Below are 17,736 nucleotides of genomic sequence, written 5' to 3' on the forward strand. Positions count from 1 at the left end.
GGTCGCCGCCATGGACGTCATTCACAACCTCATGTTCGGCTTCGGCCATGCGCTGACGCTGAGCAACCTCATGTACTGCGCGCTGGGCTGCACCGTGGGCACCATGGTCGGCCTGCTGCCGGGCCTGGGCCCGCTGGCCACCATCAGCCTGCTGCTGCCGCTGACCTACTCGATGCCGCTGGACGGTTCGCTCATCATGCTGGCCGGCATCTACTACGGTGCGCAGTACGGCGACAGCGTGAGCGCGATCACGATGAAGATCCCGCACGCGAGTTCCATCGTGGCCTGCATCGACGGCTACGCCATGACGCTCAAGGGCAAGACCGGGCTGGCGCTGTTCACGGCGGGCTTTTCCAGCTTCATCGGCGGCACCATCGCCATCGTGGTGCTGGCCTTCCTGGCGCCCACGCTGAGCCAGGTGGCCTTCCTGTTCGGCCCGGCCGACTATTGCGCGCTGATGCTGGTGGGCTTCGTCTGCGTGAGCTTCGTGACCACGGGCAGCCTGATCAACGGCCTGGCCATGTGCATGGTCGGCGTGCTGCTGGGCGCGATCGGCACCGACGTGAACAGCGGCGTGGCCCGCTTCACGCTGGACATGCCGTTCCTGGCCGACGGCATCGGCCTGGTCAGCATCGCGCTGGGCTGCTTCGGCATCGCCGAGATCACCAAGAACCTGGACGCCAAGGAAGAGCGCACGCCCTTCAATGGCGCGATCAAGCTGATCCCGACCTGGGCCGAGTTCAAGCGCATCATCCCGAGCGCCTTGCGTGGCAGCGCGCTGGGCTCCTTCCTGGGCATCCTGCCCGGCGGCGGCCCGGTGATCGCCCAGTTCGCCGCCTATGCCGTGGACAAGAAGGTCAGCAAGTACAAGCACGAGATCGGTGACGGCGCCATCGAGGGCGTGGCCGGCCAGGCGGCTGCCGACGAATCGGCCGCGCGCACGAGCTTCATCCCGCTCATGAGCATCGGCATCCCCGAGAACGCCGTCATGGCGCTCATGATGGGCGCGTTCATGATCAAGGGCGTCACGCCCGGCCCGAACCTGATCCCCGAGCACCCGGACCTGTTCTGGGGCCTGGTGGCCAGCATGTGGGTGGGCAACTGCTTTCTGCTGATCCTGAACGTGCCGCTGGTGCGCTGGTGGCTCACGCTGTTCAAGATCCCGTACAGCGTGCTGTTCCCGGCCATCCTGTTCTTCTGCTGCATCGGCTCGTTCAGCGTGAACAACAACGTCGACGACATCTTCGTGACGGCCGCCTTCGGTGCCATGGGCTACATGTTCATGCGGCTGGGGCTGGATGCCGCGCCGCTGATGCTGGGCTTCATCCTGGGCCCGATGCTGGAGGAGAACTTCCGCCGTGCCATGCTGCTCACGCGTGGCAGCTTCCTGGAAATGGCGCACCGGCCGATCGCCGGCACGCTGTTCAGCCTGGTGGCCGCGTTCATCGTGTGGCAGATGGGGTTGGCGGTCTGGAAGCTGCGCAAGGGGGGCGGGCAGGCGGCGCCAGCCGTCACGGCGCACTGAGCGCTGCCCGATGCAAACAGGGCCCGCACGCGCAAGCGTGCGGGCCTTGCGGTTCTCGGGGCACTCAGCGCCCCAGCGCACGCAGACCCGTCAGCACCACGGTCGCCAGCCCGAGCACCACCGTGCACACCTGCCAGAACAGCACCGGATTGCGCTGCACCAACGGCAACGCGCGCGGGCGCAGCAGCGCGGCGCCGGGCCGGTGCAGGTCGTGCACGAACTCCGAGACGGCTTCCTGACGGCGTGCCGGATCGGGCTGCAAGGCCTTGTGCAGCACGGCGTCCAGCCAGGCCGGCAACTCGGGCCGGTGGTGGCGCAGCGGCACGTAGCGCAGGCGTTGGAGGTCCGCGGGCGCGCGCAGCTGCGTGACCTGCAGGCCATAGGGCAGCTGGCCGCTGAGCATCTGGTAGCTCAGCACGGCCAGCGCGAACAGGTCGGCGGCGGCCGTGGGCGGGCCGCCGACGAAGTACTCGGGCGCGGTGTATTGCAGGGAGCCCACGATGCGCGTGGCCCGCAGCGCCGGCGTGGCCTCGGCCAGGCCGGCCACATGGCTCGATGCGAGATCGATGATCTTCACGGTGCCGTTGCGGTCGACCATCACGTTCTCGGGCCGCAGATCCTGGTGCAGCATCTCCTTGCCGTGCAGGGCCTGCAGGCCCTTGGCCAGTTGGGCGACCAGGCCGCGCACGCTGTCCAGATCAGGCCGCGGGTGGTCGGTCATCCATTGCGCGAGCGTCTGGCCCTCCACGTACTCCATGGCGACGCAGAGGTGTTCGCGCGCACGCTCGCCCGCCCAGGCTTGCAGCACGTGCGGACTGCGCACGCGCCGGGCCACCCATTCCTCGAGCAGGAAACGGTCCAGCGCCTCGGCATCTTCGCGCAGATCGACGGCCGGCACCTTGACGACCAACTGGCCGCCGGTCTGCGGATCCAGTGCCAGGAACACCTGGCTGCGCGCGCTTGCATGGAGTTCGCGCACCAGCGTCCAGCCCTCGAAGACCATGCGCGGCGCCAGCGGCGGCGGCAGCCGCAGCTGCGCGCGCCGCGCCTGCCAGGGCTGGGCCTCCTGCGGCGGCAACGCGTCGATGCGCAACAGCTGCACGGTGGCGTCGTCGGTGCTGCCGCGTTCGCGCGCCACCTGCACGAGCACGCGCGCCGCTGCGTCGAAGTCATGCGGCCAGCAGGCCAGCGCGGTGTGCACGCTGGCCGCATCCAGCCGCTCGTAGGCGCCATCGCTGGCCAGCAGGTAGAGCGCGCCGGCTTCGGCCTCCAGGCAGCGGTGGTCGATCTCCACATGCGGCGCAGCGCCCAGGGCCCGGCCCAGGTAGGACTGTTGCGCGCCCAGCTGCACGCGGTGGTCTTCGGTGAGCTGCTCCAGCGCCTGCGCGTGCACGCGGTAGACCCGCGTGTCGCCCACGTGCAGCACATGGATGTCGCGGCCCTTGAGCACCAGGGCGCTGAAGGTGCAGCAGTGGCCACGGTCCTTGTCGAAGCGGGCGTCGCCGCGCTGGTTCTGCGCGTGCAGCCAGGCGTTGGTGGCGCCCAGCACGCGCTGGGCGGCGCGGCGCACGGACCAGGCCTCGGAGGTGGCGTAGTAGTCGTCGAGGAAGCCGCGCACGGCCGCGGCGCTGGCGATGTGGCTCACGGGGCTGGAGCCGATGCCGTCGGCCAGCGCGACGGCGATGCCCTTGAGCTGCAGCGCCGAGCCCGTGGGAACGACGGCGCCGTGGAAGTCCTGGTTCAGCCCCTTGCGGCCCGCCAGCGAATGCTGGCCCAGTGTGACTTCAAGCGGCACGGCGCTTGGCCGCCGTTTTGTAGTGGGTGGAGTACAGCGTCGCGCCCACGAAGGTCAGGCCGCCGACGAGGTTGCCCAGCACGGTGGGGATCTCGTTCCAGACGATGTAGTCCATCAGCGTGAAGTTGCCGCCCAGCATCAGGCCGGTGGGGAACAGGAACATGTTGACGATGCTGTGCTCGAAGCCCATGTAGAAGAACACCATGATGGGCATCCACATGCCGATGGCCTTGCCCGACACGTTGGTCGACATCATGGCCGCCACCACGCCGGTGGACACCATCCAGTTGCACATCACGGCGCGCACGAACAGCGTGAGCATGCCGGCCGCGCCGTGCGCGGAGTAGCCCACCGTGCGGCCCTCGCCGATGTGGCCCAGCTTCTCGCCGATGGCGTTGGGCGCCTCGGAGAAGCCGAAGGTGAAGATGATGGCCATGAACACGGCCACCGTCAGCGCGCCCGCGAAGTTGCCGCAGAACACCAGCCCCCAGTTGCGCAGCACGCCGCGCCAGGTGGCGCCGGGGCGCTTGTCGAGCACCGCGAGCGGCGTCAGCGTGAACACGCCGGTCAGCAGGTCGAAACCCAGCAGGTACAGCATGATGAAGCCGACCGGGAACAGCACGGCGCCCAGCAGCGGGTTGCCGGTGTTGACCGTGACGCTGACCGCGAAGGCCGCGGCCAGCGACAGGATGGCGCCGGCCATGTAGGAGCGGATCAGCGTGTCGCGCGTGGACATCAGCAGCTTGGATTCACCGGCATCGACCATCTTGGTCACGAATTCGGTGGGGGCGAGGTAGGCCATGGTGTGTCTCGGTTCGATAAGGGGTGGGTCAGTTCAGGGCGACGAGCACGCGGCCGTCTTCCACGCGCACGGCGTGCACGGCCACGGAATGCTCGGGCGCTTCCAGGCACTCGCCGGTGGCCAGGTCGAAGTGGTTCTTGTAGAGCGGTGAGGCGACGACGGTGCGCTCGCCCAGGCTGCCGATCAGCCCGCGCGCGAGCACGCTGGCGCCGGACTTGGGGTCGATGTTGTCGATGGCGTGGACGCGGTCGTCGCCGAGCCGGAACACGGCGACATGGTGGCCGTTGACGAGGGCGCAGACGCCGGTGTGGGGCACGATGGCGTCCAGCGCGCAGACGGGGGTCCAGGTGTGGGTCTTGGCAAGCATGGTGGGGCTCCGGGTCAGGCTGCGGCGGTGTCGCGTTCGTCCAGGCGGGCGGGGCGGATCTGGCCGCGCTCTTTCACGAACACGATGCGCTGGTCGGGCTGGTCGCTGTTGACGAAGCTCTTGAAGCGCGCGCGCACGGCCGGGTCGGTCACGGCGGTCTTCCACTCGCACTGGTAGGTGTCGACCACGTGCTGCATCTGGGCTTCGAGTTCGGCGGCGATGCCCAGCGAATCCTCGATCAGCACCTGCTTCAGGTAGTCCAGCCCGCCCTCCAGGCTCTCGCGCCAGGTGCTGGTGCGCTGCAGCCGATCCGCCGTGCGCACGTAGAACATCAGGAAGCGGTCGATCAGCGCGATCAGCGCCTCCTTGCTGAGGTCGCTCGCGATCAGTTCGGCATGGCGCGGCTTCATGCCGCCGTTGCCGCAGACGTAGAGGTTCCAGCCCTTGTCGGTGGCGATCACGCCCACGTCCTTGCCCTGGGCCTCGGCGCATTCGCGCGTGCAACCCGAGACGCCGAACTTGATCTTGTGCGGCGCGCGCAGGCCCTTGTAGCGGTTCTCCAGCAGCACCGCCAGGCCCACGGAGTCGTCCACGCCGTAGCGGCACCAGGTAGAGCCCACGCAGCTCTTCACCGTGCGCAGCGACTTGCCGTAGGCATGGCCGCTCTCGAAGCCGGCGGCGATCAGCTCTTCCCAGATCAGCGGCAGCTGCTCCAGCCGCGCGCCGAACATGTCCACGCGCGCGCCGCCCGTGACCTTGGTGTACAGGCCATACTTCTTGGCCACCTGGCCCACGGCGATCAGGCCGTCGGGCGTGACCTCGCCGCCCGGCATGCGTGGCACCACGGAGTAGGTGCCGTCCTTCTGGATGTTGCCCAGGAAGTAGTCGTTGCTGTCCTGCAGCTTGGCCAGCTGCGGCTTGAGCACGAACTCGTTCCAGATGGAGGCCAGCACGCTGGCGGCCACGGGCTTGCAGATGTCGCAGCCCAGGCCCCTGCCGTGCCTGGCCAGCAGCTCGTCGAAGGTCTTGATGTTGCCCACGCGCACCAGGTGGTAGATCTCCTGGCGCGAATAGGCGAAGTGTTCGCAGACATGGTTGTTGACCGCCATGCCGCGGCGCGCCATCTCGAACTTCATGACCTGCGTGACCAGCGGCACGCAACCGCCGCAGGTGGCGCCAGCCTTCGTGCAGGCTTTCAGATCGCCGATCGTGCAGGCGCCTTCGCCCACGGCCGCGCAGATCTGGCCCTTGCTGACGCTGTTGCACGAGCAGATCTGCGCGCTGTCGGGCAGGGCGTCCACGCCCAGGCCGGGCTTGGCCTTGCCGTCGCTGGAGGGCAGGATCATGAACTCGGGGTCGTCCGGCAGCGTGATGCCGTTGAGCGCGGTCTGCAGCAGCGTGCCGTACTCGTCGGCGTTGCCCACCAGCACCGCGCCGAGCAGCTTCTTGCCGTCTTCGCTGACCACGATCTTCTTGTAGATCTGCTTGCGCTCGTCCACATATTGGTAGTTGCGGCAGCCGGGCGTCTTGCCCTGCGCATCGCCGATGCTGGCCACGTCCACACCCATGAGCTTGAGCTTGGTGCTCATGTCGGCGCCTGTGAATGCGGCCGCCACATCGCCCGCGATGTGCCGGGCCGCCACGCGCGCCATGTCGTAGCCCGGCGCGACCAGGCCGAACACCTGCTCGTTCCACGACGCGCATTCGCCGATGGCGTAGACATCGTGGTCGCTGGTGCGGCAGTGGTTGTCGATGACCACGCCGCCGCGCGGGCCGATGGCCAGCACGCACTGGCGCGCCAGCTCGTCGCGCGGGCGGATGCCGGCGGAGAACACGATCATGTCGGTCTCCAGGTGCGTGCCATCGGCGAACACCATGCGGTGGCGCGCGGTGGCGCCGTCGGTGATCTCCGTCGTGTTGCGGCCCGTGTGCACCTGCACGCCCAGCGCCTCGATCTTGGTGCGCAGGGTGCGGCCGCCGCCTTCGTCCACCTGCACGGCCATGAGCCGCGGGGCGAACTCGACCACGTGCGTTTGCAAACCCATGTCGCGCAGCGCCTTGGCGCATTCCAGGCCCAGCAGGCCGCCGCCGATGACGACGCCGCTGGTCGACTTGGCGCCGGAGGCCTGCATGGCCTGCAGATCCTCGATGGTGCGGTAGACGTGGCAGTGGGGGCGGTCGCGGCCCGGCACACCGGGAACGAAGGGGTTGGAGCCGGTGGCCAGCACCAGCTTGTCGTAGGCGATGACTTCGCCGTCGGCCGTGGTCACGGTCTTGTCGCGGCGCTCGACGGCTGCGGCGCGCGCGGCCAGGCGCAGCTTGAAGCCGCTCTTCTCGAAGAAGCCGGGTTCCACCAGCGAGAGTTGTTCCGCCGTCTTGCCGCTGAAGAACTCCGACAGGTGCACGCGGTCGTAGGCTGCGCGCGGCTCCTCGCAGAGCACGGTGACATCCAGGTCGGGCAGGCCGCTCTCGGCCAGGCTTTCTAGGAATTTGTGGCCCACCATTCCGTGGCCGACGACGACGATCTTCATGGCGCTTGCGCTCCTGGCTGCGGGCTGGCCGCTGCGCAGCGAGCGCTGGGGCCGACCCTGGCGGGTGGCGCTCGCGCGCTCCGCCGGTTGGTTGGAACACCGCCTGCGCGCGGCCCGGTCGGACCGCCAGCAGGCAGAGGTTCCGCCACCGTTGGCGGAGAGTCGGACGGATGTGGAACCGCCCCGTCACCCGGCTACGGCGCCGGGGGACGGGGCGGTTGTTGCAATTGATGTGCCAGTTGCCTGCGCAATGGAAATCAAGGGTTTGCGCGCGGCAGGCCGTTGCGGCCCCGACGCGCATGGTGCATGGCCAGCCCCAAATTGGGGCATCCCAGGCCGGCATGGGCCAGCCTGGGGCAATGCATCACGGCGTGACAGGACTGATCTTGGCGCCCTGCAGCGCGACGCCGGCCTCCAGGCCCGCATTGGTCAGCACGTAGCCGACCACGGGCTGGCGGATGGTGTTGCTGTCGACCTGGCCGTTGGCGCCCACGGTGGCCAGGGCCACGGTGGCGTCTGCGCCCACGGTCCAACCCTTGCTGGCGCGGAACTTCTCCAGCGCATCGCGCGTGCTGAACACGTAGATCACGGCGCGCGACTGGGCGCCGGCCTGCCAGCCGACCGAGCCGGCCGTGGTGCTGTAGTAGCCCACCGTGCGGTTGCCTTCGCGCAGTGCGCCGCGGCCGTACTCGGCACCCAGGCCCAGGCTGGCGCTGATCACGGAGGGGAACACCAGCGTGCCGGCCGAACGGGCCACGAGTTCGCGCGAGCCGGGCACGGTGTTGTAGAGCTTGGACAGCGCGGCGTCGACGTCGGCGTCGATGGCGTGGCGGGCCGAGGCCGGGGCGCTGGCCGTGCCCGGCTTGGTGGTCGTGCAGCCGACGAAGGCGAGGCTGCAGGCGCCCAGCAGGGCCGTGGCGGCGAGGGTGCGAAAGCGGTTGTTGTGCATGTTGTGCATGTCGGTTCCTTGGGGTAGCTCCATCAGGCCCGAAAGGGCGATGGCAATGCTAGGCCGGCGCGCGCGGCAAGGGCTTTGGCTTGCGGCACCGGCCTACAGCCGGCCGCAGGCGCCGACCACAGGAAAACCCTGTAGAGCGCCAGGGCAACTGTCTGAAATTTGGTCATGTGAATTGTCTGTCCTGTGGGCGGTTGCTGGCATGGTTCGGTCTTAAGTTATTGATTTTCAAAGGGTCGCGCAGATGGCATGGACTGTGCAATTTCCAGCCACCAACCATTTGGAGACTACGCCATGAACCGTCGCTGTCTGGCACGCTTGTCAGCCGTTGCCGCACTCGTGCTGTGCGCCGCAGGGAGCTTCGCCCAGTCCAAGGACATCCGCATCGCCCATGTCTACGGCAAGACCGGCGCGCTGGAAGCCTATGGCAAGCAGACGCAGACCGGTTTCATGATGGGCCTTTCTTACGCCACCGGCGGCACCATGGCCGTCAATGGCAAGAAGCTCGTGGTCATCGAGAAGGACGACCAGGGCAAGCCAGACCTGGGCAAGTCGCTGCTGGCCACGGCCTATGCCGACGACAAGGCCGACCTGGCCGTGGGCACCACGGGTTCGGGCGTGGCGCTGGCCATGCTGCCGGTGGCCGAGGAGTACAAGAAGGTGCTCATCGTCGAGCCGGCCGTGGCCGACTCGATCACGGGCGACAAGTGGAACAAGTACATCTTCCGCACCGGCCGCAACTCCAGCCAGGACGCCATCAGCAACGCCGTGGCGCTGGACAAGGAGGGCACGACCATCGTCACGCTGGCGCAGGACTGGGCCTTCGGCCGCGACGGCGTGAAGGCCTTCAAGGACGCGGTCAAGAAGGCGAAGATCGGCCACGAGGAATACCTGCCGCCGACCACAACCGACTTCACGGCCGGCATCCAGCGCATCGTCGACCAGCTCAAGGACAAGCCGGGCCGCAAGGTGGTCTGGGTGGTCTGGGCCGGCGCCACCACGCCGTTCAACGCGCTGGCCGATGCCGACCTGCAAAAGCGCTTCGGCATCGAGGTCAGCACGGGCGGCAACATCCTGCCGGCCATGACGGCCTACAAGCGCTTCCCGGGCATGGAAGGCGCCACCTACTACTACTTCGGCCTGCCCAAGAACCCGGTCAACGAGGCCATGGTCGCGGCCCACTACAAGGAGTTCAAGACGCCGCCCGACTTCTTCACGGCCGGCGGCTTCTCGGCCGCGATGGCGGTGGTCACGGCGCTCAAGAAGACCGGCGGCGAGACCGCCACCAACAAGCTCATCGCCGCCATGGAGGGCATGAGCTTCGAGACGCCCAAAGGCACGATGACCTTCCGCAAGGAAGACCACCAGGCGATGCAGAGCATGTACCACTTTCGCATCAAGCAGGACCCGGCTTTCGCCTGGGGCGTGCCGGAACTCGTGCGCGAGATCAAACCTGAGGAGATGCAGGTTCCCATCCGCAACAAGCGCTGAACGCAGCGTGCTGGAAACCAGAGACCTGACGGTCCGCTTCGGCGGGCACGTCGCGGTGAACGCCGTCAGCTGCCGCTTCGCGCCGGGCACGCTGACGGCCATCGTGGGCCCCAACGGCGCGGGCAAGACCACCTACTTCAACCTGATCTCGGGCCAGCTCAAGGCCACGGCCGGTACCGTGGCGTTGAACGGCCGCGATCTCTCCGGCCTTGCGCCCTCGGCCCGCACGCGGGCCGGCCTGGGCCGGGCCTTCCAGCTCACCAACCTGTTTCCCCACCTCACGGTGCTGGAAAACGTGCGCCTGGCGGTGCAGGCCACGCAGGAGGGGCCGCACCGGCGCGGCCTGAACCTGTGGAGCATCTGGAGCGACCACCGCGATCTGACGGCGCGCGCCGACGCCATCCTCATTGAGGTGGCGCTCAAGGCGCGTGAGCACGACACCGTGGCAAGCCTGCCGCACGGCGACCAGCGCAAGCTCGAAGTGGCGCTGCTCATGGCGCTGGAGCCGCAGGTCTTCATGTTCGACGAGCCCACGGCCGGCATGAACGCGGCCGAAGCGCCCGTGATCCTGGACCTGATCCGCAAGCTCAAGCGCGACCGCAGCAAGACCATCCTGCTCGTGGAGCACAAGATGGACGTGGTGCGCGAACTGGCCGACCGCATCATCGTGCTCGTCAACGGCCAACTCGTGGCCGACGGCGAGCCGGCCGAGGTGATCGCCTCGCCCATCGTGCAGGAAGCCTATCTGGGAGTGGCCAAGGCATGAACCTGCTCGAGCTCAAGGGTGTGCACACCCACATCGGCGCGTACCACATCCTGCACGGCGTGGACCTCGTGGTGCCGCAGGGGCAGGTCACGATGCTGCTGGGCCGCAACGGCGCCGGCAAGTCGACCACGCTGCGCACGGTGATGGGCCTGTGGCATGCCTCGCAGGGCCGCGTGGTGCTGGCGGGCCAGGACATCACGGCCGCCGCCACACCGCAGATCGCCGCGCTGGGCGTGGCCTACGTGCCCGAGAACATGGGCATCTTCGCCGACCTCACGGTCAAGGAGAACATGCTGCTGGCCGCGCGCGCAGCCAGGCGCGCCGACCAGATGGACGCAGGCCGGCTGCAGTGGATCTTCAAGATGTTCCCGGCCGTCGAGAAGTTCTGGAACCACCCGGCCGGCAAGCTCTCGGGCGGGCAGAAGCAGATGCTGGCGGTGGCCCGCGCCATCGTCGAGCCGCGCCGGCTCTTGATCGTGGACGAGCCCAGCAAGGGCCTGGCGCCGGCCATCATCGACAACATGATCGACGCCTTCGCCGAACTCAAGGCCCAGGGCGTGACCATCCTGCTCGTCGAGCAGAACCTCCACTTCGCGCGCCGCCTGGGCGACAGCGTGGCCGTGATGGACAACGGCCGCGTCGTGCATGCCGGCGCCATGGCGGCGTTCTCGGCAGACGCCGCGTTGCAGCAGTCGCTGCTGGGATTGGCGCTATGAGCTTCGATTGGAAACCACTGGCACTCGTGCCCGTGCTCGCGCTGCTGGCCTTGCCCTTGGTCGGTTCTCCCTCGACCTGGCTCACGCTCACGGTGGCGGGCCTGGCCATGGGCATGATCGTCTTCATCATCGCCTCGGGCCTCACGCTGGTGTTCGGCCTCATGGACGTGCTGAACTTCGGCCACGGCCTGTTCATCGCGCTGGGCGCCTTCGTCGCGAGCAGCGTGCTGGGCCTGATGGCCGACTGGACCGGCTCGCAGGAACTGTGGCGCAACCTCGTCGCCGTGTTCCCGGCCATGCTGGTGGCCATGGCCGTGGCGGCCGCCGTGGGCCTGGCCTTCGAGCGCTTCATCGTGCGGCCGGTCTACGGTCAGCACCTCAAGCAGATCCTGATCACCATGGGCGGCATGATCATCGGTGAGGAGTTCATCAAGATGGTCTGGGGCCCGGCGCAGCTGCCGCTGCCCTTGCCCGAGGCGCTGCGCGGCTCGCTGTTCATCGGCGAGGCGGCCATCAGCCGCTACCGGCTGCTGGCGGTGGCCGTGGGACTGGTGGTGTTCGTGGCGCTGGCCTGGCTGCTGTCGCGCACCAAGATCGGCCTCTTGATCCGCGCCGGCGTGCAGGACCGCGAGATGGTCGAATCGCTGGGCTACCGCATCGGCCGTCTGTTCGTGGGCGTGTTCGTGGCCGGCAGCGCGCTGGCCGGCCTGGGCGGCGTGATGTGGGGCCTGTTCCAGCAGAACCTGGTCCCGCAGATGGGCGCGCAGGTCAACGTGCTGATCTTCATCGTCATCATCATCGGCGGCCTGGGCTCCACGCTGGGCGCGCTGATCGGCGCGCTGCTGGTGGGCCTGATGGTCAACTACGTGGGCTTCGTGCTGCCGGTGGCCACGCAGTTCGCGAGCATCGCGCTGATGGTGGCCGTGCTGATGTGGCGGCCGCAAGGCGTCTATCCGGTGGTGAAGGTATGAGCCGAATCCTGTCGCACGACCTGCCGCGCAGCCGCTGGCTGGCCGTGATCCTCGTGGCGCTGCTGCTGGGCCTGGCCTTCGCGCCCTTCCTGTTCCCGGGCGTCAAGGCGCTCAACGTCGCTGCCAAGGTGCTGGTATTTGTGGTGCTGGTCGCCAGCTTCGACCTGCTGCTGGGCTACACCGGCATCGTGAGCTTCGCCCACACCATGTTCTTCGGCATCGGGGCCTACGGCGTGGCGATCGCGTCCTCGCGCATGGGCGCGGGCTGGGACGCGCTGGCGGTGGGCGTGGGCGCGGCGCTCGCGCTGTCCTTCGTGCTGTCGCTGGCCATCGGCCTGTTCTCGCTGCGCGTGCGCGCGATCTTCTTCGCGATGATCACGCTGGCCGTGGCCTCGGCCTTCCAGACGCTGGCCTCGCAGCTCTCGTCCTTCACGGGCGGCGAGGACGGGCTGACCTTCAAGATGCCCGAGCTCATCTCGCCGAGCTTCGAGTTCGCCGAGGAGCCCTTCCTGGGTGCCTCGCTCGATGGCCGGCTGCTGTGCTACTACGGGCTGTTCGTGCTGGCCGTGGGCCTCGTGCTGGCGTTGCTGCGCATCGTCAACTCGCCGTTCGGCCGCGTGCTGCAGGCCATCCGCGAGAACGAGTTCCGCGCCGAGGCCATCGGCTACCGCGTGGTGGTCTACCGCACGACGGCGGCCGTGCTGTCGGCGCTGTTCGCCACGCTGGCCGGCGCCATGCTGGCGATCTGGCTGCGCTACAACGGGCCGGACACCTCGCTCTCGTTCGAGATCATGGTCGACATCCTGCTCATCGTCGTGATTGGCGGCATGGGCACGGTTTACGGCGCGGCCATCGGCGCCACCTTGTTCGTGGTGGCGCAGAGCTACCTGCAGGACCTGCTGCGACTGGCCGGCGAGGCCGTGGCCGGCGTGCCCTGGCTGGCGGCCGTGTTCACGCCGGACCGCTGGCTGCTCTGGCTGGGCCTGTTGTTCGTGCTCTCGGTCTACCACTTCCCCACCGGCATCGTCGGGCGCCTGCGGGCGCGCGCGCTGGCGCGGCGCTGAATTCGTTCAACCAGAGGAGACAGACCATGCGATGCGAGAAGTTGCGGCCCATGCCGCTCTGTGCCGTGGCCCTCGCGGCGGCGACCCTGTTGGCGGCCTGCGGCGGCGACGACGGCCCCAAGGCCAACGTCAAGCCCGAGTTCGTCGGTACGGTGACCATGCTCGAGTACGACGGTGGCCAGGACGACCTGCTGACCGCCGGCCTGGGCAAGACCGGCTTGGCGGGCGCCGCGCCCGGCTATGCCGATGCCGCCGCACCGCGGGCCGACGAATTGCGCCGCAACGCCATCTACAACAACTACCGCGCGCTGCTGGACATGACGGCCGCGGGCGGCTACGGCGTGCTCTACGGCCCCAACGTGGCGCTGGACGGCAGCGCCTCGCTGGGCGAGGGCAAGGTGGCCGGCGGCGAGTACATCGCCTACAGCGACGACGGCACGGGCCGGCGTAACGTGACGCTGATGGTGCAGGTGCCGAACAGCTTCGATGCGAAGCAGCCCTGCATCGTGACCGCCACCTCCTCGGGCTCGCGCGGCGTCTACGGCGCGATCTCGGCCGGCGAATGGGCGCTCAAGCGCGGCTGCGCCGTGGCCTACACCGACAAGGGCACGGGCGCGGCACCGCACGACCTTTCGAACGACACGGTGCCGCTGATCGACGGCACGCGCGCGGCCTCGGGCGCGGCCGGCACTTCGGCCGCGTTCCGCGCGGCGTTGACGGACAGCGAGCGCGCGGCCTTCAACGCGGCCACGCCCAACCGCTTCGCGTTCAAGCACGCGCACTCGCAGCAGAACCCCGAGAAGGACTGGGGCCGCTTCACGCTGCAGGCCGTGCAGTTCGCGTTCTACGTGCTCAACGAGCGCTTGGGCGAGCGCGCGGCCGACGGCACGCGGCGGCAGACCTTCACGCGCGGCAACACGCTGGTGATCGCGTCCAGCATCTCCAACGGCGGCGGCGCGGCGCTGGCGGCGGCCGAGCTGGACGACGCGGGCTGGATCGACGCCGTGGCGGTGTCGGAGCCGGCCGTCGAGTTGCCGGCCGATCCGGGTGTGAGCATCCGGCGCGGCAGCGCCGCCGTGCCGGTCAGCGCGAAGACGCTGGTGGACTTCACGACCTACGCCCAGGTGTTCCAGTCCTGTGCAGCGCTGGCGCCGAGCCTGAGCGCCGCACCTTTCCAGTCGAGCTACGTGACGTTGGTCGGCGCCGTCGCCACGCAGCGCTGCACGTCGCTCAAAGCCAAAGGCTTGCTGACGGCGGCCGATACCGCATCGCAGGCCGAAGAGGCGCTCGCCAAGCTGCAGTCGTACGGATGGGAGCGCGAGGCGCAGGTGCTGCATCCCTCCCTGGCGGGCTCTGAGGTGGCCCCTGCCGTGGCTGTGACGTTTGCCAACGCGCTGGCCCGTGCCGGAGTGCAGGACCGGCTGTGCGGCTATGGCTACGCCGGCGCGAGCGCCCTGGGTGTGCCGCAGCCGCTTGATGCCGCAACGCTGGCCACCCTGTTCGCCACAGGCAATGGCGTGCCTCCACAGCCCAACAGTGTGCAGCTGATCAACGAGAACGCCGTGGGTGGCGCCGCGCGCGATCTGCTCTCGCGCTCGCCCTCGACCAATGCCTTCGACATGAACCTGGACGGCGCCCTGTGTCTGCGCAACCTGGTCGAGGGCAACGACGCCTGGGCGCAGCGCCTGAAGGCTGGCGTGGACGAGACGCGCCGCAACGGCAACCTGCGCGGCAGGCCTGCCGTGATCGTGCACGGGCGTGCGGATGCGCTGCTGCCGGCATCCCACACTTCCCGGCCCTATACCGCGTTGAACAAGCGGGTCGAGGGCGCGGCCAGCAAGCTCAGCTACATCGAGGTCACCAACGCGCAGCACTTCGATTTCTTCAACCAGGCGTTCCCTGGCTACGACAACCGCTACATCCCGCTGCACGTCTACCTGAACCGCGCGCTGGACGCGGTCTGGGCGAACCTCAAGAACGGCACGGCGCTGCCGCCCAGCCAGGTGGTGCGCACCGTGCCGCGCGGCGGCACGCCCGGCGCGGCGCCGGCCATCACGGCGGCCAACGTGCCGGCCATCGCTGCCACGCCAGCCGCGGCCGACCGCATCGACTACGCCACCGGCGTGCTGACCATTCCCGACTGAGCCTTCCATGACCCCCAGTTCGCACTACGTCGTCTGCGCCGGCCGCGAGATCCACTACACCGCCTGGGGCGCCGCCGACGCCCCCGTGGTGGTCGCCTGGCATGGCCTGGCGCGCACCGGGCGCGACATGGACGAACTGGCCATGCACCTGGCCGACCGCTACCGCGTGGTCTGCCCCGACACCATCGGCCGCGGCCTGAGCCAATGGAGCCCGGCGCCGCGCGCCGAGTACTGCATCGCGTTCTACGTGCGGCTGGCCGAGGCATTGTTCGATGCCCTGGACATCGCCAGCGCGCACTGGGTCGGCACCTCCATGGGCGGCGCCATCGGCATGGCCTGCGCCGGGGGGCTGGTGGCGCCGGGCATGCGTGCGCGCATCCGCAGCCTGGTGCTCAACGACAACGCGCCGCAGCTGGCCGATGCCGCGATCGCGCGCATCCGCGCCTATGCGGGGCAGCCGCCGGCCTTCGCCAGCGTGACGGAGCTCGAAGCCTTCTTCCGCCAGGCCTATGCGCCCTACGGCTGGCTCAGCGATGCGCAGTGGCGCCGGCTGACCGAGACCTCCACGCGGCGCCTGCCCGACGGCCGCGTGACGCCGCACTACGACCCGGCCATGGTCGGGCAGTTCGTGGACCACCCCGACGACTACCTGCTGTGGGACGCCTACGACGCCATCGCGGCGCCTGTGCTGTGCCTGCGCGGCGCGCAGTCGGACCTCGTGCTGCCCGGGACGGTGCAGGCCATGCGCGGCCGCGGGCCGGGCGCGGCAGGGCGCCTGCAGGTCATCGAGGTGCCGGATTGCGGGCATGCGCCGGCGCTCAACGTGGCGTCGCAGCTCGATCCCGTGCGCGCCTTCATCGACGCGGCGCAGGCCGCCGCCTGAGCGGCGAGCGGCGCGTCATTCGGCCACCAGGACGAGCGGCTCCGGCGGCGGCAGCAGCCACTCGGGGCCGCGGCTGGGCGGCTCCGTGCCGCCGACCTCGCTGTCTTGGGCGTAGAGGGTCTCGTCGGCGTCCTCGCCGCCGCCGCATCCGGGCAGCAGGAGGGCGGCGAGCAGCAGGGCGGTGAGGGACGGGAATGCGGGCATGGTCTGCAAAACTCGGCTGGACATGCTGGTTGGGTCCGCCGAGCGCCCGCCGGTTCTGCGTGCGTCACAGTCTCGCCACCTTTGCACGGCAGCGCTGCGGCGGCGCGCCATCGCCGACAGGCGCTCTGCCCAGTGTGCATGCGGGCTGCGCGGGGTGAACGGTGCTGCCAGACCGCTTACCGATCGACACACCTCCGTTCAGCGGAAAGGGGCGCCGCCCGCCCCGGGCGACTTGTCCCTGCGCGGCGTGGGCAAGGCTGTGGACAAGCCCTTGAGGAACTCCGGCAAGCCTTGTCCGGCGCGGCTTGCGACGCGGTGCCTGCGAAACAGGCAGGGGTGCCGGGGGTGGCCACGCGCAGCGTCGAACGCCCAAAAAAAAACCCCGCCACCTTGCGATGACGGGGTTTTTGGTCTGGTGCCGGAGAAAGGAATCGAACCCTCGACCTTCTCATTACGAATGAGCTGCTCTACCGACTGAGCTACACCGGCGTAGCCCGCGATTATAGCGTCATTTTTCCGTGTGGTAGCTGGTCAGGCGCTCAACTTCGTTTTTCGAGCCCAGGATCACGCTCACGCGCTGGTGCAGCTTGGTCGGCGCGATGTCCAGGATGCGCTCCTTGCCGTTGGTGGCGGCGCCACCGGCCTGTTCGACCAGCCAGGCCATGGGATTGGCCTCGTACATCAGGCGCAGCTTGCCCGGCTTTTCGGGCTCGCGCTTGTCCCAGGGGTACATGAAGATGCCGCCGCGCGTGAGGATGCGGTGCACGTCCGCCACCATGCTGGCGATCCAGCGCATGTTGAAGTCCTTGCCGCGCGGACCTTCCTTGCCGGCCAGGCATTCGTCGATGTAGCGCTTCACCGGGGTGTCCCAGTGGCGCATGTTGCTCATGTTGATCGCGAATTCCTTGGTGTCCTCGGGGATGCGCAGGTTTTCCTGCGTCAGCACGAAGGAGCCCTGCTCGCGGTCCAGCGTGAACTGGGCCACGCCGTCGCCGACCGTCAGCACCAGCGTGGTCTGCGGGCCATAGATGCAGTAGCCGGCCGCGACCTGCCTGGCGCCGGCCTGCAGGAAGTCGGCCTCCTGCACACCGGGGTGGTCGTCGGGCTTCTTGAGCACGCTGAAGATGGTGCCGATGCTGACGTTCACGTCGATGTTGGACGAGCCGTCCAGCGGGTCGAACATCAACAGGTATTCGCCCTGGGGATAGCGGTTGGGCACCACGTAGATGCCCTCCATTTCCTCGGAGGCCATGGCCGCCAGGTGGCCGCCCCATTCGTTGGCCTCGATCAACACCTCGTTGGCGATGATGTCGAGCTTCTTCTGCACCTCGCCCTGCACGTTCTGGGTTTCTGCCGCACCCATCACGTCGCCGAGTTCGCCCTTGTTGACGGCGAAGCTGATGCGCTTGCAGGCACGGGCCACCACTTCCAGCAGCAGGCGCAGCTGGGCCGGGATCAGGCCGTCGACGCGCTGCTGTTCGACCAGGTAGCGGGTCAATGAGACTTTCTGGGACATCGGATT

15 protein-coding genes and 1 tRNA gene are annotated in these 17,736 nt (G+C 68.7%); 8 read left to right on the forward strand and 8 right to left on the reverse strand.

Translation table 11 applies throughout. The features are described 5' to 3' along the window. Nucleotides 1-10 precede the first annotated feature (10 nt). On the forward strand, nucleotides 11-1,525 hold the full coding sequence (locus IE209_RS11310; protein WP_189687055.1) for a tripartite tricarboxylate transporter permease: 1,515 nt from the start codon (nucleotides 11-13) through the stop codon (nucleotides 1,523-1,525). Between the two features lie 64 nt (nucleotides 1,526-1,589). Here the strand turns inward: IE209_RS11310 and IE209_RS11315 are convergent, their stop codons facing one another. The 5 genes from IE209_RS11315 to IE209_RS11335 form a co-directional block, all read right to left on the reverse strand. Further along, nucleotides 1,590-3,320 (reverse strand): bifunctional protein-serine/threonine kinase/phosphatase, encoded by a 1,731-nt coding sequence (locus IE209_RS11315; protein WP_189687056.1) that lies wholly within the window; start codon nucleotides 3,318-3,320, stop codon nucleotides 1,590-1,592. Beyond that, nucleotides 3,310-4,122: a formate/nitrite transporter family protein gene (locus tag IE209_RS11320; RefSeq protein ID WP_145546361.1), complete on the reverse strand. Its 813-nt coding sequence runs from the start codon at nucleotides 4,120-4,122 to the stop codon at nucleotides 3,310-3,312. The genes IE209_RS11315 and IE209_RS11320 overlap by 11 nt, the downstream gene beginning before the upstream one ends. Nucleotides 4,123-4,150: 28 nt before the next feature. Continuing rightward, the gene (gene nirD, locus IE209_RS11325) at nucleotides 4,151-4,489 is read right to left on the reverse strand and encodes a nitrite reductase small subunit NirD (RefSeq protein WP_189687057.1); all 339 of its coding nucleotides are present in this window, start codon (nucleotides 4,487-4,489) and stop codon (nucleotides 4,151-4,153) included. 14 nt (nucleotides 4,490-4,503) lie between these two features. Further along, the gene (gene nirB / locus IE209_RS11330) at nucleotides 4,504-7,020 is read right to left on the reverse strand and encodes a nitrite reductase large subunit NirB (RefSeq protein ID WP_189687058.1); all 2,517 of its coding nucleotides are present in this window, start codon (nucleotides 7,018-7,020) and stop codon (nucleotides 4,504-4,506) included. 364 nt (nucleotides 7,021-7,384) lie between these two features. Beyond that, a complete protein-coding gene (locus IE209_RS11335; RefSeq protein ID WP_145546553.1) occupies nucleotides 7,385-7,969 on the reverse strand; it encodes a BPSL1445 family SYLF domain-containing lipoprotein in 585 nt (194 codons plus the stop codon). Nucleotides 7,970-8,269: 300 nt separating this feature from the next. On the opposite strand from IE209_RS11335, the gene IE209_RS11340 reads away from it, so the two are divergent. The 7 genes from IE209_RS11340 to IE209_RS11370 are packed head-to-tail and all read left to right on the forward strand — an operon-like array spanning nucleotide 8,270 to nucleotide 16,010. Continuing rightward, nucleotides 8,270-9,466 carry a substrate-binding domain-containing protein gene (locus tag IE209_RS11340; protein WP_189687059.1) on the forward strand — a complete coding sequence of 399 codons (1,197 nt, stop codon included), beginning with the start codon at nucleotides 8,270-8,272 and terminating at the stop codon, nucleotides 9,464-9,466. Between the two features lie 7 nt (nucleotides 9,467-9,473). Next, nucleotides 9,474-10,232: an ABC transporter ATP-binding protein gene (locus tag IE209_RS11345; protein WP_189687060.1), complete on the forward strand. Its 759-nt coding sequence runs from the start codon at nucleotides 9,474-9,476 to the stop codon at nucleotides 10,230-10,232. Continuing rightward, nucleotides 10,229-10,948, forward strand: a complete 720-nt coding sequence (locus tag IE209_RS11350; protein WP_189687062.1) for an ABC transporter ATP-binding protein — start codon at nucleotides 10,229-10,231, stop codon at nucleotides 10,946-10,948. The genes IE209_RS11345 and IE209_RS11350 overlap by 4 nt, the downstream gene beginning before the upstream one ends. Next, nucleotides 10,945-11,919, forward strand: coding sequence for a branched-chain amino acid ABC transporter permease (locus tag IE209_RS11355; RefSeq protein WP_189687063.1), 975 nt, complete (start codon nucleotides 10,945-10,947; stop codon nucleotides 11,917-11,919). The genes IE209_RS11350 and IE209_RS11355 overlap by 4 nt, the downstream gene beginning before the upstream one ends. Beyond that, entirely contained in the window at nucleotides 11,916-12,983 is a 1,068-nt protein-coding gene (locus IE209_RS11360) for a branched-chain amino acid ABC transporter permease (RefSeq protein WP_189687064.1), read from the forward strand. Before IE209_RS11355 ends, IE209_RS11360 begins: the two co-directional genes overlap by 4 nt. 26 nt (nucleotides 12,984-13,009) lie before the next feature. Next, a complete protein-coding gene (locus IE209_RS11365) occupies nucleotides 13,010-15,127 on the forward strand; it encodes a 3-hydroxybutyrate oligomer hydrolase family protein (protein WP_189687065.1) in 2,118 nt (705 codons plus the stop codon). Between the two features lie 7 nt (nucleotides 15,128-15,134). Continuing rightward, nucleotides 15,135-16,010 carry an alpha/beta fold hydrolase gene (locus tag IE209_RS11370; RefSeq protein WP_189687066.1) on the forward strand — a complete coding sequence of 292 codons (876 nt, stop codon included), beginning with the start codon at nucleotides 15,135-15,137 and terminating at the stop codon, nucleotides 16,008-16,010. Nucleotides 16,011-16,025: 15 nt separating this feature from the next. Here the strand turns inward: IE209_RS11370 and IE209_RS11375 are convergent, their stop codons facing one another. The 3 genes from IE209_RS11375 to IE209_RS11385 all read right to left on the reverse strand — a co-directional run bounded on the left by IE209_RS11375 (nucleotide 16,026) and on the right by IE209_RS11385 (nucleotide 17,730). Continuing rightward, a complete protein-coding gene (locus tag IE209_RS11375; RefSeq protein WP_189687067.1) occupies nucleotides 16,026-16,214 on the reverse strand; it encodes a hypothetical protein in 189 nt (62 codons plus the stop codon). Between the two features lie 413 nt (nucleotides 16,215-16,627). Then, nucleotides 16,628-16,703, reverse strand: a tRNA-Thr gene (locus IE209_RS11380). Between the two features lie 19 nt (nucleotides 16,704-16,722). After that, nucleotides 16,723-17,730, reverse strand: coding sequence for a class 1 fructose-bisphosphatase (locus IE209_RS11385; RefSeq protein ID WP_189687068.1), 1,008 nt, complete (start codon nucleotides 17,728-17,730; stop codon nucleotides 16,723-16,725). Nucleotides 17,731-17,736: the final 6 nt, after the last annotated feature.

Origin of the sequence: Pseudorhodoferax aquiterrae (assembly GCF_014652235.1) — a bacterium.
GTDB classification, from domain to species: domain Bacteria; phylum Pseudomonadota; class Gammaproteobacteria; order Burkholderiales; family Burkholderiaceae_C; genus Pseudorhodoferax; species Pseudorhodoferax aquiterrae.

Excerpts from the sequence above, each read along its gene's own strand:
- IE209_RS11310 (WP_189687055.1), top strand. The coding sequence starts at position 11 with ATGGACGTCATTCACAACCTCATGTTCGGCTTCGGCCATGCGCTGACG.
- IE209_RS11320 (WP_145546361.1), bottom strand. The coding sequence starts at position 4,122 with ATGGCCTACCTCGCCCCCACCGAATTCGTGACCAAGATGGTCGATGCC.
- nirD (WP_189687057.1), bottom strand. The coding sequence starts at position 4,489 with ATGCTTGCCAAGACCCACACCTGGACCCCCGTCTGCGCGCTGGACGCC.
- nirB (WP_189687058.1), bottom strand. The coding sequence starts at position 7,020 with ATGAAGATCGTCGTCGTCGGCCACGGAATGGTGGGCCACAAATTCCTA.
- IE209_RS11335 (WP_145546553.1), bottom strand. The coding sequence starts at position 7,969 with ATGCACAACAACCGCTTTCGCACCCTCGCCGCCACGGCCCTGCTGGGC.
- IE209_RS11340 (WP_189687059.1), top strand. The coding sequence starts at position 8,270 with ATGAACCGTCGCTGTCTGGCACGCTTGTCAGCCGTTGCCGCACTCGTG.
- IE209_RS11350 (WP_189687062.1), top strand. The coding sequence starts at position 10,229 with ATGAACCTGCTCGAGCTCAAGGGTGTGCACACCCACATCGGCGCGTAC.
- IE209_RS11355 (WP_189687063.1), top strand. The coding sequence starts at position 10,945 with ATGAGCTTCGATTGGAAACCACTGGCACTCGTGCCCGTGCTCGCGCTG.
- IE209_RS11360 (WP_189687064.1), top strand. The coding sequence starts at position 11,916 with ATGAGCCGAATCCTGTCGCACGACCTGCCGCGCAGCCGCTGGCTGGCC.
- IE209_RS11365 (WP_189687065.1), top strand. The coding sequence starts at position 13,010 with ATGCGATGCGAGAAGTTGCGGCCCATGCCGCTCTGTGCCGTGGCCCTC.
- IE209_RS11370 (WP_189687066.1), top strand. The coding sequence starts at position 15,135 with ATGACCCCCAGTTCGCACTACGTCGTCTGCGCCGGCCGCGAGATCCAC.
- IE209_RS11375 (WP_189687067.1), bottom strand. The coding sequence starts at position 16,214 with ATGCCCGCATTCCCGTCCCTCACCGCCCTGCTGCTCGCCGCCCTCCTG.
- IE209_RS11385 (WP_189687068.1), bottom strand. The coding sequence starts at position 17,730 with ATGTCCCAGAAAGTCTCATTGACCCGCTACCTGGTCGAACAGCAGCGC.